Here is a 13,242-nt window from a genome sequence, read left to right as displayed (position 1 = left end):
GCCATGGGATTTGAATTCGATGCAGGCACCATCCGCGGCCTAGGCACGCTGGTGGTCGCTATCGCCTTTATCGGCCTGTCGCTGTGGGTGTTCAGCCCACGGCGCAAGTCGGAGTTTGACGATGCGACCATGCTGCCGTTTGCCGATGAACCCTCCCCAACCGACGCTCAAGCAGAGCCAGCAACAAGGAGCACTCGGCCATGACCACCTTCTGGAGTACATGGATCTGCGTTCTGACCCTCGGTAGCCTGATCGGCCTGACCTGGCTCTTGGTCGGCACCCGCAAGGGCGAAACCAAGGGCAGCGTCGATCAGACCATGGGCCACGCCTTCGACGGTATCGAGGAATACGACAACCCGCTACCCCAGTGGTGGTTCATGCTGTTCGCCGGCACCCTGGTGTTTGCCGTCGGCTACCTGATCCTCTACCCGGGCCTGGGCAACTGGAAAGGCGTGCTGCCGGGTTATGAGGACGGCTGGACCCAGACCAAGGAATGGGACAAGGAAATGGCCAAGGCCGACGCCAAGTTCGGGCCGATCTTCGCCAAATTCGCGGCGATGCCGGTGGAGGAAGTCGCCAAGGACCCGCAAGCGTTGAAAATGGGCGGCCGCCTGTTCGCCTCCAACTGCGCGGTGTGCCACGGCTCGGATGCCAAGGGAGCCTATGGTTTCCCGAACCTGGCAGACAGCAACTGGCGCTGGGGCGGTTCGGCCGAAGCGATCAAGGCCACCATCATGGCCGGTCGCCACGCAGCCATGCCGGCCTGGGGTGAAGTGCTGGGTGAGGACGGCGTGAAGAACGTCGCTGCCTATGTGCGCCACGACCTGGCCAAGCTGCCCTTGCCAGCGGACAACACCGCCGACCTGGCCGCCGGCCAAGCCGCATTCAGCACCACGTGCGTGGCCTGTCACGGCCCACAAGGCCATGGCGTGGAAGCCATGGGCGCGCCGAACCTGACCGAGCCAAGCGGGTTTATCTACGGCACCAGCCTGGCGCAGTTGCAGCAGACCATCCGCCATGGTCGCCAGGGCCAGATGCCGGCCCAGGAAGTGCTGCAGGGTAATGACAAGGTGCATCTGCTGGCGGCGTACGTGTATAGCCTGTCCCATAACGCTGATGGTGCAACGCCAGACAGCCAACCTCAGTAAGCGCTCTATCTGTGGCGAGGGAGCAAGCTCTCTCGTCACATGTTCAAGTCGCGACCAAGTGTCGCACCCTCGCAACACCCAGCTTTCCCTCCCTCATATTCGGGTCTACGCTTGTTCCCACAGTGGAGCAATTCTGGCGTAGGCGACGGTATCCGTCGCGCCCCCTAAAATTCCTGTCCATTTGATCAGCTTTATATTTCGGATTTAATCCTTACGCCAAACATGGAAAGGGCGCAGAATCTGGCGTGGGACGCATTGATACAGGTCAGCCATTGCGTTGCAATGGCCCCTCGCTTTCTACATACTTGCGACCGATTTTACCTATAAAAAAACCTAAACCGTGGAACCTTAGAATGAGCACAGCAATCAGTCCGACTGCTTATAACTATAAGGTAGTCCGCCAGTTCGCCATCATGACGGTGGTCTGGGGGATCCTTGGCATGGGGCTCGGGGTGTTCATCGCCTCGCAACTGGTCTGGCCGCAATTGAATTTCGACCTGCCATGGACGACCTTCGGTCGCCTGCGCCCGCTGCACACCAACCTGGTGATCTTTGCCTTCGGTGGATGTGCGTTGTTTGCCACGTCCTACTATGTCGTGCAGCGTACCTGCCAGACCCGCCTGATCTCCGACAGCCTGGCTGCCTTCACCTTCTGGGGCTGGCAGGCGGTCATCATCGGCGCCATCATCAGCCTGCCCCTGGGCTACACCACCACCAAGGAATACGCCGAGCTGGAATGGCCGATTGCGATTTTGCTCGCGATTGTCTGGGTGACCTACGCAGTGGTGTTCTTCGGCACCATCGTCAAGCGCAAGACCAAGCACATTTACGTGGGCAACTGGTTCTACGGGGCATTCATCCTGGTCACGGCGATGCTGCACATCGTCAACCACGCGTCCTTGCCGGTCAGCCTGTTCAAGTCCTACTCGGCCTACTCGGGTGCGACGGATGCGATGATTCAATGGTGGTACGGCCACAACGCCGTAGGCTTCTTCCTCACCACCGGTTTCCTCGGCATGATGTACTACTTCGTGCCGAAACAGGCCGAGCGCCCGATCTACTCCTATCGCCTGTCCATCGTGCACTTCTGGGCGCTGATCACCCTGTATATCTGGGCCGGTCCTCACCACCTGCACTACACCGCGCTGCCGGACTGGGCACAATCGTTGGGCATGGCGATGTCGATCATCCTGCTGGCCCCAAGCTGGGGCGGCATGATCAACGGCATGATGACCCTCTCGGGCGCCTGGCATAAGCTGCGCACCGACCCGATCCTGCGTTTCCTGGTGGTGTCCCTGGCGTTCTACGGCATGTCGACCTTCGAAGGGCCGATGATGGCCATCAAGACGGTCAACTCGCTGTCCCACTACACCGACTGGACCATCGGCCACGTACACGCCGGTGCACTGGGCTGGGTGGCGATGATCTCCATCGGCGCGCTGTACCACATGATCCCCAAACTGTTCGGCCGCGTGCAGATGCACAGCGTCGGGCTGATCAATGCGCACTTCTGGCTGGCCACCATCGGTACCGTGCTCTACATCGCCTCGATGTGGGTCAACGGCATCACCCAGGGCCTGATGTGGCGTGCGATCAACGATGACGGCACCCTCACCTACTCCTTCGTCGAAGCGCTGCAGGCCAGCCACCCGGGCTTTATCGTGCGGGCCCTGGGCGGAGCGTTCTTTGCCAGCGGCATGCTGTTGATGGCCTACAACGTCTGGCGCACCGTGCGTGCCTCTGACCCTGTAGAAGCCGAAGCCGCCGCCAAGATCGCCGTTGTGGGAGCCCACTGATGAAGCATGAAGTAGTCGAGAAGAATATCGGCCTGCTGGCCTTCTTCATGGTCATCGCCGTGAGTATCGGCGGCCTGACCCAGATCGTTCCGCTGTTTTTCCAGGACGTGACCAACAAGCCGGTCGAAGGCATGAAGCCACGCACCGCCCTTGAACTGGAAGGCCGCGACGTCTACATCGCCAACGGTTGCGTGGGCTGCCATTCGCAGATGATCCGCCCATTCCGCGCCGAAACCGAACGCTACGGCCACTATTCGGTCGCCGGTGAAAGCGTGTGGGACCACCCGTTCCTGTGGGGGTCCAAGCGCACCGGCCCGGACCTGGCCCGTGTTGGCGGGCGTTACTCCGATGACTGGCAGCGCGCGCACTTGTACAACCCGCGCAACGTGGTGCCTGAGTCGAAAATGCCGGCGTACCCGTTCCTCGTGGAAAACAAGCTCGACGGCAAGGACACCGCGAAGAAGATGGAAGTCTTGCGCACCCTGGGCGTGCCCTACACCGACGAAGATATCGCCGGTGCAGCCGCCGCCGTGAAGGGCAAGACCGAAATGGACGCATTGGTGGCCTACCTGCAAGGCCTTGGCACCATCATCAAAAGCAAACGGTGACCTACATGGATATCGGGATGATTCGTGGCCTGGGCACCGTTGTGGTGATGGTGGCCTTTGTCGGCCTGGCGTTGTGGGTGTTCAGCCCGCGGCGCAAGTCGGAGTTTGACGACGCGACCATGCTGCCCTTTGCGGATGACCCCGAAGCCATCAAGCACGTCGAGCAAGCTTCTAGGAGTAACAAAGAATGACTACGTTCTGGAGTCTGTACGTCACAGTCCTCAGTCTGGGTACCATCTTCGCCCTGACCTGGCTGCTGCTGTCGACCCGCAAGGGCCAGCGCACCGAGCAAACGGACGAGACCGTCGGCCACTCGTTCGATGGCATCGAGGAGTACGACAACCCACTGCCCAAATGGTGGTTCATGCTGTTTGTCGGCACCATCGTCTTTGCTCTTGGCTACCTGGTGCTGTACCCCGGCCTGGGCAACTGGAAGGGCTTGCTGCCGGGTTACAACTACCTCGATAACGACAAGCAAACCGCTTTCGCCAACGGCCAGACCGGCTGGACCGGTGTGCATGAGTGGGAAAAAGAAATGGCCAGGTCGGACGCCAAGTTCGGGCCGATCTTTGCCAAATTTGCCTCGATGCCCATTGAAGAAGTTGCCAAGGACCCGCAAGCCTTGAAGATGGGCGGCCGCCTGTTCGCCTCCAACTGCTCAGTGTGCCACGGCTCCGACGCCAAGGGCGCGTACGGCTTCCCCAACCTGACCGACGCCGACTGGCGCTGGGGCGGCGAGCCGGAGACCATCAAGCAAACCATCATGCAAGGCCGCCACGCGGTGATGCCAGGCTGGGCCGAAGTCATCGGCGAGCAAGGGGTGGCTGACGTCGCGGGCTTTGTGGTGACCAACCTCGACGGCCGCAAGCTTCCGGAAGGCGCCAAGGCCGACGTAGCCAACGGTGAGAAACTCTTCGCCGCCAACTGCGTGGCCTGCCACGGTCCGGCCGGTAAAGGCACGCCTGCAATGGGCGCGCCGGACCTGACTCATCCGGGGGCGTTTATCTACGGTTCGAGCTTTGCCCAGCTGCAGCAGACCATTCGCTATGGTCGCCAAGGCCAGATGCCGGCGCAGGAGCAACTGCAAGGGAACGATAAGGTGCATTTGCTGGCGGCTTATGTGTACAGCTTGTCCCATGGGGATAAGAAGGCCGAAGAACAGTAAAACCTCGAAAACAACAAAGCCCCGCGCAGTGAAAACTGGCGGGGCTTTTTTGTAGATGGCTGTTACAACTACCTGTTAATGCTAAGCAGCGGCCTTTATCGAGCGTCCGGGCCGGCAGTTCTTTCCTCATGTTCAGTGAACAGCGCATCCTGGTAATTATGGATATCCTGCCGATCAAACTTGCGGTTACTCTCACCTTTTTCGTCCAAGTCCAGGGAAGCCGCGAAGCCAGCGCGGTTGAGGACTTCAAAAACCAGCACCTGGTCCGCCAAGGTAAATTGATTGCCGGCCAGCCCCAGGGCTATGTATTGCAAATAATCCAGCGTCAAAAAACCCGGGTTGTCAGGATCCACAAACCGATCAAAGTTGTCCCTCAAGGTCTTCGCTAACTCATAGCGGTCGAGGCTGGCGTAAAGACTGGACATCTCATGCAGCGTTGCACTCGTCACGTTAGCAGGCAGCGGCGCAGGGCCTGGAACGTTATACGTCGGCGGATTTGGAACAATAATCACGTGGTCACCTCATTGGTATGTAATCCCCCACCATGGGCGTTGGGGTGAAACCTGAGTGTTGATTTTCGCCGCTCAGTTCCTGCACATACCTGCCAGCCTTGCACCATTGCAGTACACCATCCGTTAGGTCCGCCAGTAGTAAAAACGGGCGAGGCTTTGTTGCTTCTGCCTCCCGCGATCTTTCCAGGGAGAAACACGCCACCACTCGCAGCCCCCTGTCTTGCCCCGCGCATCCACCAAGTAGTCATTACATCGGGTCCAGAGGCGTGCCTCTGATCAGTCCATGGGACGAATGACCGCCTTACCTGCAAAAACCATCCATACTTGCCAAGTCAATTGATCCAGATCACGTACACCATCAATTGATTTCTCCCAACGCGACCAAAGGTCGCACCCCTTACATACCCTCGGGGGCGTATCATCAGGCCACTGCAACACCCCCCAATTTGACCCCGGCTGGCACGTACTGGCCGAGGCAAATCTCCACCGCCGTGGGATGCAATGATGAGCAACCAGATACCGGTACATGACGTTACCCCGCCTGCCAAAAACGCGAGCAACAGCGTCGACCTCTACGCCTCGCGAGAGAAAATCTACACCCGCGCCTTCACCGGGCTGTTCCGTAATTTGCGCATGCTCGGTGGCGCCGGCTTGTTCCTGCTCTACTTCGGCACGGTGTGGCTGAATTGGGGCGGCCACCAGGCTGTGTGGTGGAACCTGCCGGAGCGTAAGTTCTTCATTTTTGGCGCGACCTTCTGGCCCCAGGATTTCATCCTGCTCTCGGGCATCCTGATCGTTGCGGCCTTCGGGCTGTTCTTTATCACCGTGTACGCCGGGCGTGTGTGGTGTGGCTATACCTGCCCGCAAAGCGTGTGGACCTGGATCTTCATGTGGTGCGAAAAGGTCACCGAAGGCGACCGCAACCAGCGCATCAAGCTGGACAAGGCGCCCATGGGCGCCAACAAGTTCCTGCGCAAGTTCAGCAAGCACACGCTGTGGCTGCTGATCGGCTTTGCCACTGGCATGACCTTCGTCGGCTATTTCTCGCCGATCCGCGAACTGGTGTTCGACTTCTTCACTGGCCAGGCCGACGGCTGGTCGTATTTCTGGGTGGGTTTCTTCACCCTCGCCACCTACGGCAACGCGGGCTGGCTGCGCGAACAGGTGTGCATCTACATGTGCCCGTATGCGCGCTTCCAGAGCGTGATGTTCGACAAAGACACCTTGATCGTTTCCTACGACCCACGCCGTGGCGAAGTACGCGGCCCGCGCAAAAAAGGCGTCGACTACAAGGCTCAGGGCCTGGGCGATTGCATCGACTGCACCATGTGCGTACAGGTGTGCCCGACCGGTATCGATATCCGCGACGGCCTCCAAATCGAGTGCATTGGTTGCGCTGCCTGTATCGATGCCTGCGACACCATCATGGACAAGATGGAATACCCCCGCGGGTTGATCAGCTACACCACCGAGCACAACCTGTCCGGGCAGAAGACGAATAAGCTGCGCCCACGGTTGATCGGCTACGCCCTGGTGCTGCTGGCAATGATCAGCCTGCTGGTCGGCGCATTTTTCATGCGCTCGCTGGTCGGCTTCGATGTCAGCAAGGACCGCGTGCTGTACCGCGAAAACGCCGAAGGGCGCATTGAGAACGTCTACAGCCTGAAGATCATGAACAAGGACCAGCGCGACCACACCTACGTGCTCGACGCCGCCGGCCTGCCGGACCTCAAGCTGCAAGGCCGACGCGAAATCAAGGTGGCCGCCGGCGATATCGTCAGCATGCCGGTAGAGCTGTCGAGTGCGCCGGAGCAGTTGCCGTCGAGCACCAACGAGGTGACGTTCATCCTCAAGGACGCCGATGACACCAGCGTTCATATTGAAGCCAAGAGCCGATTCATCGGCCCACAAGTCCGTTAACAGGGAATAAAACCAATGTCCTCAGCCACTGCCGCAAGCCCTTGGTACAAGCACCTCTGGCCCTGGATCATCATTGCGATCCTGGCCTGCTCGGTGACCCTGACCTTGTCCATGGTGACCATCGCGGTGAACAACCCGGACAACCTGGTCAACGACAACTACTACGAGGCCGGCAAAGGCATCAACCGCTCCCTGGACCGCGAACGCCTGGCGCAGACCCTGCAATTGCGCGCCAGGCTGCACCTGGATGAACTGACCGGCGAAGTCGAACTGCAACTGACCGGCAACAGCGGCCCGACGACCCTGGAACTGAACCTGATTTCCCCAACCCAGCCGGAGAAGGATCGCAAGATCGTCCTGGCCCGCAGTGACACTGGGCAGGGCCGCTATATCGGCCAGGTCGCTGACAAGGTCGAAGGCCGGCGCTTCGTGGAATTGCTCGGCGTGGAAGGTGACCAGACCTGGCGGATGTTCGAAGAAGAAGAGGTCAGCCATGACAAGGACTTGCTTCTGGGTGACGAGCCGTTGCAGGGTGCCGAAGACCTGAAGCAGTAAAAAAGCCGCGCTACGCGCATCGCGGGCAAGCCCGCTCCCACAGGAGAACGCAATCGAATGTGGGAGCCGGGCTTGCCCGCGATGAGGCCCTCCCAGCCACCAAAGACCTTGAACCATGACCACCCCCTGCTACCACTGCGCCCTGCCCGTCCCCGCCGGCAGCCGGTTTACCGCCCAGATCCTCGGCGAGCGCCGCGAACTGTGCTGCCCGGGCTGCCAGGCGGTCGCCGAAGCCATTGTTGCCGGTGGGTTGGAAAGCTATTACCAGCACCGCAGCGAAGCCTCGGCCAACCCTGAGGCATTACCGGTGCAACTGGTCGATGAGCTGGCGCTGTACGACCGCGCCGATGTGCAAAAACCCTTTGTGCGCCACGAAGGCGACCTTGCCGAAGCCACCCTGTTGATGGAAGGCATCAGCTGCGCCGCCTGCGGCTGGTTGATCGAGAAGCACCTGCGCAGCCTGCCCGCCGTGGCCGAGGCCCGGCTGAACCTGTCCAACCACCGCCTGCAGGTACGCTGGGCCGATGGGCAATTGCCGTTGAGCCAACTGCTCAGCGAACTGCGCCATATCGGCTACGCCGCCCACCCTTACCACGCCGACCGCGCCGCCGAGCAATTGGCTAGCGAGAACCGCCTGGCCCTGCGCCAACTGGGCGTCGCCGGCTTGCTGTGGTTCCAGGCGATGATGGCAACCATGGCCACCTGGCCGGAATTCAATATCGACCTGAGCCCGGAGCTGCATGTGATCCTGCGCTGGGTCGCGATGTTTCTGACCACGCCCATCGTGTTCTACAGCTGCGCACCCTTCTTCAAGGGCGCCCTGCGCGACTTGCGCACGCGCCACCTGACCATGGACGTGTCGGTGTCCCTGGCGATTGGCGGCGCCTACGTGGCGGGCATCTGGACGGCGATCACCGGTGTGGGCGAATTATATTTCGATGCGGTGGGCATGTTTGCGCTGTTCCTGCTGGCTGGGCGTTACCTTGAGCGTCGCGCCCGGGAGCGCACCGCAGCGGCCACCGCTCAGCTGGTCAACCTGTTGCCTGCCTCCTGCCTGCGCCTGAAAAATGATGGCCAGAGCGAACGCATCCTGCTCAGTGAGTTGGCGCTGGGTGATCGCGTGCTGGTGCACCCCGGTGCGGTGCTGCCGGCGGATGGCGTGATTCTCGACGGCCAATCCAGCATCGATGAATCCCTGCTGACCGGCGAGTACCTGCCGCAACCCCGGGGGATTGGTGACAGCGTCACCGCCGGCACCCTGAATGTCGAAGGCGCGCTGAGCGTCGAAGTGCGCGCCCTGGGCCATGACACACGGTTGTCCGCCATCGTGCGCCTGCTGGAGCGCGCCCAGGCTGAGAAGCCCCGCCTGGCGCAGATCGCCGACCGCGCCGCGCAGTGGTTCCTGCTGTGCTCGTTGATAGCCGCCGCGCTGATCGGCCTGCTGTGGTGGGAACTGGACCCATCCCGGGCGTTCTGGATTGTATTGGCGATGCTGGTGGCCACGTGCCCGTGCGCGCTATCCCTGGCCACGCCGACCGCCCTCACTGCTGCCACCGGCACCTTGCACACTCTTGGGTTGCTATTGACTCGTGGCCATGTGCTTGAGGGCCTGAACCAGATCGATACGGTGATTTTCGACAAGACCGGCACCCTCACCGAAGGGCGCCTGGCGTTGCGCGCCATCCGGCCCCTGGGCGCGCTGGACAGCGACCAATGCCTGAGCCTCGCGGCCGCCCTGGAGAACCGCTCGGAACACCCGATCGCCCGCGCCTTTGGGCGTGCGCCGCTGGCCGCCGACGAAGTGCTCAGTTCCCCCGGCCTAGGCTTGGAAGGTCGCGTGGGTGAGCGGCACCTGCGTATCGGCCAACCGGCGTTTGTCTGCGCGCTCAGTGGTTGCGCGATGCCGGCGGCGCCGGATGAAGCCGGGCAATGGCTGCTGCTGGGCGATCGTAACGGCGCACTCGCCTGGTTCGTGCTGGACGACCGCCTGCGCAGCGATGCACCGGCCTTGTTGGCCGCCTGCAAGGCGCGCGGTTGGCGTACGCTGTTGCTCTCGGGGGACAGTTCGCCGATGGTCGCCAGTGTCGCCCTTGAGCTGGGCATCGACGAAGCCCACGGTGGCCTGCGCCCTGACGACAAGCTGCGGGTACTGCAAAACCTGCACAAGGAAGGCCGTAAGGTGCTGATGTTGGGTGATGGTGTCAACGATGTGCCGGTACTGGCCGCCGCCGATATCAGCGTAGCCATGGGCTCGGCCACGGATTTGGCGAAAACCAGTGCCGACGCGGTGCTGTTGTCCAACCGCCTGGATGCCTTGGTGCAGGCCTTCAGCCTGGCACGACGCACTCGTCGGGTAATCATTGAGAACCTGCTGTGGGCCGGGCTGTACAATGGCCTTATGCTGCCGTTTGCCGCCCTGGGCTGGATCACCCCAATCTGGGCGGCGATCGGCATGTCCCTCAGCTCATTGACCGTGGTGCTCAACGCCTTGCGCCTGACTCGCCTGCCGAGCGCGCCAGCCACCGGCACCACCTTGATAACCCGCCCGCTGCCGGCCTGAGCCGCGTGGGCATGGAGTGCAGATGCCAGCTCTATACGTGATGATACCGGCGGCGCTGCTGTTAGTGGGTGTGGCGATCTACATCTTCTTCTGGGCCGTGGACAGCGGTCAGTACGAGGATCTCGATGGCCCGGCCCACAGCGTGTTGTTCGACGATCAGGATCCGAATCACCTGGCCGCCGTCGACGAAGCCAACGGCCCCGAGCAACCGCCCAAAGCCCCACCCCATGCTTGAGCTGGCGCCCCTGCTGGTCTCGGCGCTGATCCTTGGCCTGCTCGGCGGCGGCCATTGCCTGGGCATGTGCGGCGGGCTGATGGGCGCGCTGACCCTGGCGATCCCCAAGGAGCAACGCAGCCGCCGCTTTCGCTTGCTGCTGGCGTACAACCTGGGGCGCATCCTCAGCTATGCCTCGGCGGGGTTATTGATTGGCCTGGCCGGCTGGGCAGTGGCCAACAGCCCGGCGGCGATGTTCATGCGCGTGCTCGCCGGGCTGCTGCTGGTTTGCATGGGCCTGTACCTGGCCGGCTGGTGGAGCGGCCTGACCCGTATCGAAAGCCTCGGGCGCGGCCTGTGGCGGCATATACAGCCTGTTGCCAACCGTTTGCTGCCGGTGTCCAGCCTGCCTCGCGCCTTGCTGCTGGGCGCGCTGTGGGGCTGGTTGCCGTGCGGGTTGGTCTACAGCACCCTGCTCTGGGCGGCGAGCCAAGGCAATGCGCTGGACAGTGCATTGCTGATGCTGGCCTTCGGGCTGGGCACCTGGCCGGTGCTGCTCGCCACCGGGCTGGCGGCCGAACGCGTGACCGCGTTATTGCGCAAGCGCAGCGTGCGTGTCGCCGGGGGCGTGCTGGTAATGATCTTCGGCATCTGGACGCTGCCGGGCCCGCATCAGCACTGGCTAATGGGGCATTAAAGGCCCATGTGGCATAGCGCCGCTCCCCGTTGATGCAAATCAAGATGCCTGCCCAGCCCTGCCCCTAGACTCGGCCCACTAGCCATTCCCGGGGACCGCCCGCATGCTCGACGCCATTCGTTGGGACACAGATCTGATTCACCGCTACGACTTGGCGGGGCCGCGCTACACGTCCTACCCCACCGCCGTACAATTTGACAGCCAGGTCGGCACCTTCGACTTGCTCCACGCGCTGCGTGACAGCCGCAAGGCCGTGCGGCCATTGTCGCTATATGTGCACGTGCCGTTCTGCGCCAACATTTGCTACTACTGCGCCTGCAACAAGGTCATCACCAAGGACCGCGGCCGCGCCCAGGCCTACCTGCAACGCCTGGAGCAGGAAATCCAGCTGGTGGCCTGTCACCTCGACCCCAAGCAAACGGTTGAGCAGCTGCATCTGGGCGGCGGTACGCCCACTTTTCTCAGTCACGATGAACTTCGCCAGGTGATGGCCTGCCTGCGCCAGCACTTCAATTTGCTGGATGACGATTCAGGCGACTACGGTATCGAAATCGATCCACGCGAAGCCGACTGGGCCACCATGGGCCTGCTGCGCGAGCTGGGCTTCAACCGCGTAAGCATCGGCCTGCAAGACCTCGATCCCGAAGTACAACGGGCGGTCAATCGCCTGCAAAGCCTGGAAGAAACCCGCGCGGTGATCGATGCGGCACGCACCCTGCAATTTCGCTCGATCAATATCGACCTGATCTACGGCTTGCCCAAGCAGTCTCCGCTGAATTTTGCGCGCACCGTGGAGGAAGTCATCCGTTTGCAGCCGGACCGCCTGTCCGTATTCAACTACGCGCACCTGCCAGAACGCTTCATGCCGCAACGGCGGATCAACACCGACGACCTGCCCTCGCCGGCGGAGAAACTGCTGATGCTGCAAACCACCATCGAGCAATTGACCCAGGCCGGCTACCGCTATATCGGCATGGACCACTTTGCCTTGCCAGACGACGAATTGGCCATTGCCCAGGAAGAAGGCAGGCTGCAGCGTAACTTCCAGGGTTACACCACCCACGGGCATTGCGATCTGATTGGGCTTGGAGTGTCGGCGATCAGCCAGGTCGGCGACCTGTACTGTCAAAACAGCAGTGATCTGAACCAGTACCAGAATGCCTTGGCGGGCGCTCAGCTGGCGACCAGCCGTGGACTGGTCTGTACCACGGACGATCGTCTGCGCCGGGACGTGATCCAGCAGTTGATCTGCAATTTCAGCCTGGTATTCGAAGGGATCGAACAGACCTACAACATCGATTTTCGCGGTTATTTCACCGAGCTATGGCCGCAACTGGAGACGATGGCGACCGATGGCTTGATCGAGCTGGATGCCCTGGGCATCCGTGTACTGCCGGCGGGGCGCCTATTGGTGCGCTCGGTGTGCATGGTGTTCGATGCCTATCTGGAGCACCAGAACAGGCAGCGATTTTCGCGGGTCATCTGAGGGTGGTTACTTCATCGCTAGCCCGGCAGTCTTGATCGCATCGGCGCCGCTCATGTCTTTCATGGCTTTGGCCAGCGACGCCTGAGCGCTGGTCAACCCGGCCTGCAGTGCGCTCAACGCCGATTGCAGGCCCGAAAGCCGGGCACGTGCCTGTTCCGGCGAGAGGTTTTTATCAGCCATCACCGCCGCCATCTCAGCCTGTTTCTCGGCAATCTGTTTCTTGATCTCGCGAATCATCTTCAGCAGATTCTTGACGTTGTCCGCCAGGCCACTGTCATCGATATCACTGTTTGAGGTTTTCTCCGCCGCTGCAGCTTTCATCGCGGCACCAGAAATGGTCACTGATACGGCAGGCTTGGCTGCATCCGTCGACGGGATCGCGGCAACATCGGAGTCTACCGCCTTCTTGGCTTCGGGCAGTGCCTGGACCTGGGTGCGCGAGGCGAGTTGAGTACTGAGGGATAACATGGTTTGAGCCACCCGCGTTCATATTCGATGGCAGTGCTATCGGCCGCCTCGGGCAAATCTTTATATTCCGCCAGGTTTTTTGTACATGCTGGCTTCGGTGCCCCCCAGTGCGT

Annotated in this window: 14 protein-coding genes; 12 read left to right on the top strand and 2 right to left on the bottom strand. The window is 61.5% G+C overall.

The annotated features are described in order from the left end of the window. Positions 1–3: 3 nt before the first annotated feature. The 6 genes from NMB39_RS08070 to ccoP (NMB39_RS08045) all read left to right on the top strand — a co-directional run bounded on the left by NMB39_RS08070 (position 4) and on the right by ccoP (NMB39_RS08045) (position 4,717). Entirely contained in the window at positions 4–204 is a 201-nt protein-coding gene (locus NMB39_RS08070) for a CcoQ/FixQ family Cbb3-type cytochrome c oxidase assembly chaperone (RefSeq protein WP_043048991.1), read from the top strand. Then, entirely contained in the window at positions 201–1,148 is a 948-nt protein-coding gene (ccoP, locus tag NMB39_RS08065) for a cytochrome-c oxidase, cbb3-type subunit III (protein ID WP_057023100.1), read from the top strand. Before NMB39_RS08070 ends, ccoP (NMB39_RS08065) begins: the two co-directional genes overlap by 4 nt. 353 nt (positions 1,149–1,501) lie before the next feature. Further along, entirely contained in the window at positions 1,502–2,944 is a 1,443-nt protein-coding gene (gene ccoN, locus NMB39_RS08060) for a cytochrome-c oxidase, cbb3-type subunit I (protein WP_046071705.1), read from the top strand. Next, positions 2,944–3,552, top strand: coding sequence for a cytochrome-c oxidase, cbb3-type subunit II (gene ccoO / locus NMB39_RS08055; protein ID WP_003193167.1), 609 nt, complete (start codon positions 2,944–2,946; stop codon positions 3,550–3,552). The genes ccoN and ccoO overlap by 1 nt, the downstream gene beginning before the upstream one ends. A gap of 5 nt (positions 3,553–3,557) precedes the next feature. Next, a complete protein-coding gene (locus tag NMB39_RS08050; RefSeq protein ID WP_005790274.1) occupies positions 3,558–3,743 on the top strand; it encodes a CcoQ/FixQ family Cbb3-type cytochrome c oxidase assembly chaperone in 186 nt (61 codons plus the stop codon). Then, positions 3,740–4,717 carry a cytochrome-c oxidase, cbb3-type subunit III gene (gene ccoP, locus NMB39_RS08045; protein WP_046071704.1) on the top strand — a complete coding sequence of 326 codons (978 nt, stop codon included), beginning with the start codon at positions 3,740–3,742 and terminating at the stop codon, positions 4,715–4,717. Before NMB39_RS08050 ends, ccoP (NMB39_RS08045) begins: the two co-directional genes overlap by 4 nt. Before the next feature lie 95 nt (positions 4,718–4,812). On the opposite strand, the gene NMB39_RS08040 is transcribed toward ccoP (NMB39_RS08045), so the two are convergent. Then, positions 4,813–5,229 (bottom strand): hypothetical protein, encoded by a 417-nt coding sequence (locus tag NMB39_RS08040; RefSeq protein WP_494339433.1) that lies wholly within the window; start codon positions 5,227–5,229, stop codon positions 4,813–4,815. Between the two features lie 504 nt (positions 5,230–5,733). Between NMB39_RS08040 and ccoG the strand changes: the two genes are divergently transcribed. From ccoG to hemN, 6 genes are all read left to right on the top strand, one after another. Continuing rightward, the gene (ccoG, locus tag NMB39_RS08035; RefSeq protein WP_046071701.1) at positions 5,734–7,149 is read left to right on the top strand and encodes a cytochrome c oxidase accessory protein CcoG; all 1,416 of its coding nucleotides are present in this window, start codon (positions 5,734–5,736) and stop codon (positions 7,147–7,149) included. 15 nt (positions 7,150–7,164) lie between these two features. Continuing rightward, positions 7,165–7,704: a FixH family protein gene (locus NMB39_RS08030; protein WP_057023102.1), complete on the top strand. Its 540-nt coding sequence runs from the start codon at positions 7,165–7,167 to the stop codon at positions 7,702–7,704. A 115-nt stretch (positions 7,705–7,819) separates the two neighbouring features. Continuing rightward, the gene (locus NMB39_RS08025) at positions 7,820–10,264 is read left to right on the top strand and encodes a heavy metal translocating P-type ATPase (protein ID WP_124401524.1); all 2,445 of its coding nucleotides are present in this window, start codon (positions 7,820–7,822) and stop codon (positions 10,262–10,264) included. A gap of 22 nt (positions 10,265–10,286) precedes the next feature. Then, positions 10,287–10,499 carry a cbb3-type cytochrome oxidase assembly protein CcoS gene (gene ccoS / locus NMB39_RS08020; protein ID WP_056845632.1) on the top strand — a complete coding sequence of 71 codons (213 nt, stop codon included), beginning with the start codon at positions 10,287–10,289 and terminating at the stop codon, positions 10,497–10,499. Next, positions 10,492–11,175 (top strand): sulfite exporter TauE/SafE family protein, encoded by a 684-nt coding sequence (locus NMB39_RS08015; protein ID WP_057023104.1) that lies wholly within the window; start codon positions 10,492–10,494, stop codon positions 11,173–11,175. Before ccoS ends, NMB39_RS08015 begins: the two co-directional genes overlap by 8 nt. A gap of 103 nt (positions 11,176–11,278) precedes the next feature. Continuing rightward, complete coding sequence (gene hemN / locus NMB39_RS08010) at positions 11,279–12,661, top strand: oxygen-independent coproporphyrinogen III oxidase (RefSeq protein ID WP_494339434.1); 1,383 nt, start codon at positions 11,279–11,281, stop codon at positions 12,659–12,661. Positions 12,662–12,667: 6 nt separating this feature from the next. On the opposite strand, the gene NMB39_RS08005 is transcribed toward hemN, so the two are convergent. Continuing rightward, the gene (locus NMB39_RS08005; RefSeq protein ID WP_056845634.1) at positions 12,668–13,129 is read right to left on the bottom strand and encodes a VCBS domain-containing protein; all 462 of its coding nucleotides are present in this window, start codon (positions 13,127–13,129) and stop codon (positions 12,668–12,670) included. Positions 13,130–13,242: the final 113 nt, after the last annotated feature.

This window comes from Pseudomonas sp. FBCC-B545 (assembly GCF_059134095.1).
Note: the sequence above shows the minus strand (reverse complement) of the source record. Positions and strands in the feature narration are given on the sequence as shown.

Excerpts from the sequence above, each read along its gene's own strand:
- ccoO (WP_003193167.1), top strand. The coding sequence starts at position 2,944 with ATGAAGCATGAAGTAGTCGAGAAGAATATCGGCCTGCTGGCCTTCTTC.
- hemN (WP_494339434.1), top strand. The coding sequence starts at position 11,279 with ATGCTCGACGCCATTCGTTGGGACACAGATCTGATTCACCGCTACGAC.
- ccoN (WP_046071705.1), top strand. The coding sequence starts at position 1,502 with ATGAGCACAGCAATCAGTCCGACTGCTTATAACTATAAGGTAGTCCGC.
- NMB39_RS08005 (WP_056845634.1), bottom strand. The coding sequence starts at position 13,129 with ATGTTATCCCTCAGTACTCAACTCGCCTCGCGCACCCAGGTCCAGGCA.
- ccoP (WP_046071704.1), top strand. The coding sequence starts at position 3,740 with ATGACTACGTTCTGGAGTCTGTACGTCACAGTCCTCAGTCTGGGTACC.
- ccoS (WP_056845632.1), top strand. The coding sequence starts at position 10,287 with ATGCCAGCTCTATACGTGATGATACCGGCGGCGCTGCTGTTAGTGGGT.
- NMB39_RS08015 (WP_057023104.1), top strand. The coding sequence starts at position 10,492 with ATGCTTGAGCTGGCGCCCCTGCTGGTCTCGGCGCTGATCCTTGGCCTG.
- NMB39_RS08030 (WP_057023102.1), top strand. The coding sequence starts at position 7,165 with ATGTCCTCAGCCACTGCCGCAAGCCCTTGGTACAAGCACCTCTGGCCC.
- NMB39_RS08050 (WP_005790274.1), top strand. The coding sequence starts at position 3,558 with ATGGATATCGGGATGATTCGTGGCCTGGGCACCGTTGTGGTGATGGTG.
- NMB39_RS08025 (WP_124401524.1), top strand. The coding sequence starts at position 7,820 with ATGACCACCCCCTGCTACCACTGCGCCCTGCCCGTCCCCGCCGGCAGC.
- ccoP (WP_057023100.1), top strand. The coding sequence starts at position 201 with ATGACCACCTTCTGGAGTACATGGATCTGCGTTCTGACCCTCGGTAGC.
- ccoG (WP_046071701.1), top strand. The coding sequence starts at position 5,734 with ATGAGCAACCAGATACCGGTACATGACGTTACCCCGCCTGCCAAAAAC.
- NMB39_RS08070 (WP_043048991.1), top strand. The coding sequence starts at position 4 with ATGGGATTTGAATTCGATGCAGGCACCATCCGCGGCCTAGGCACGCTG.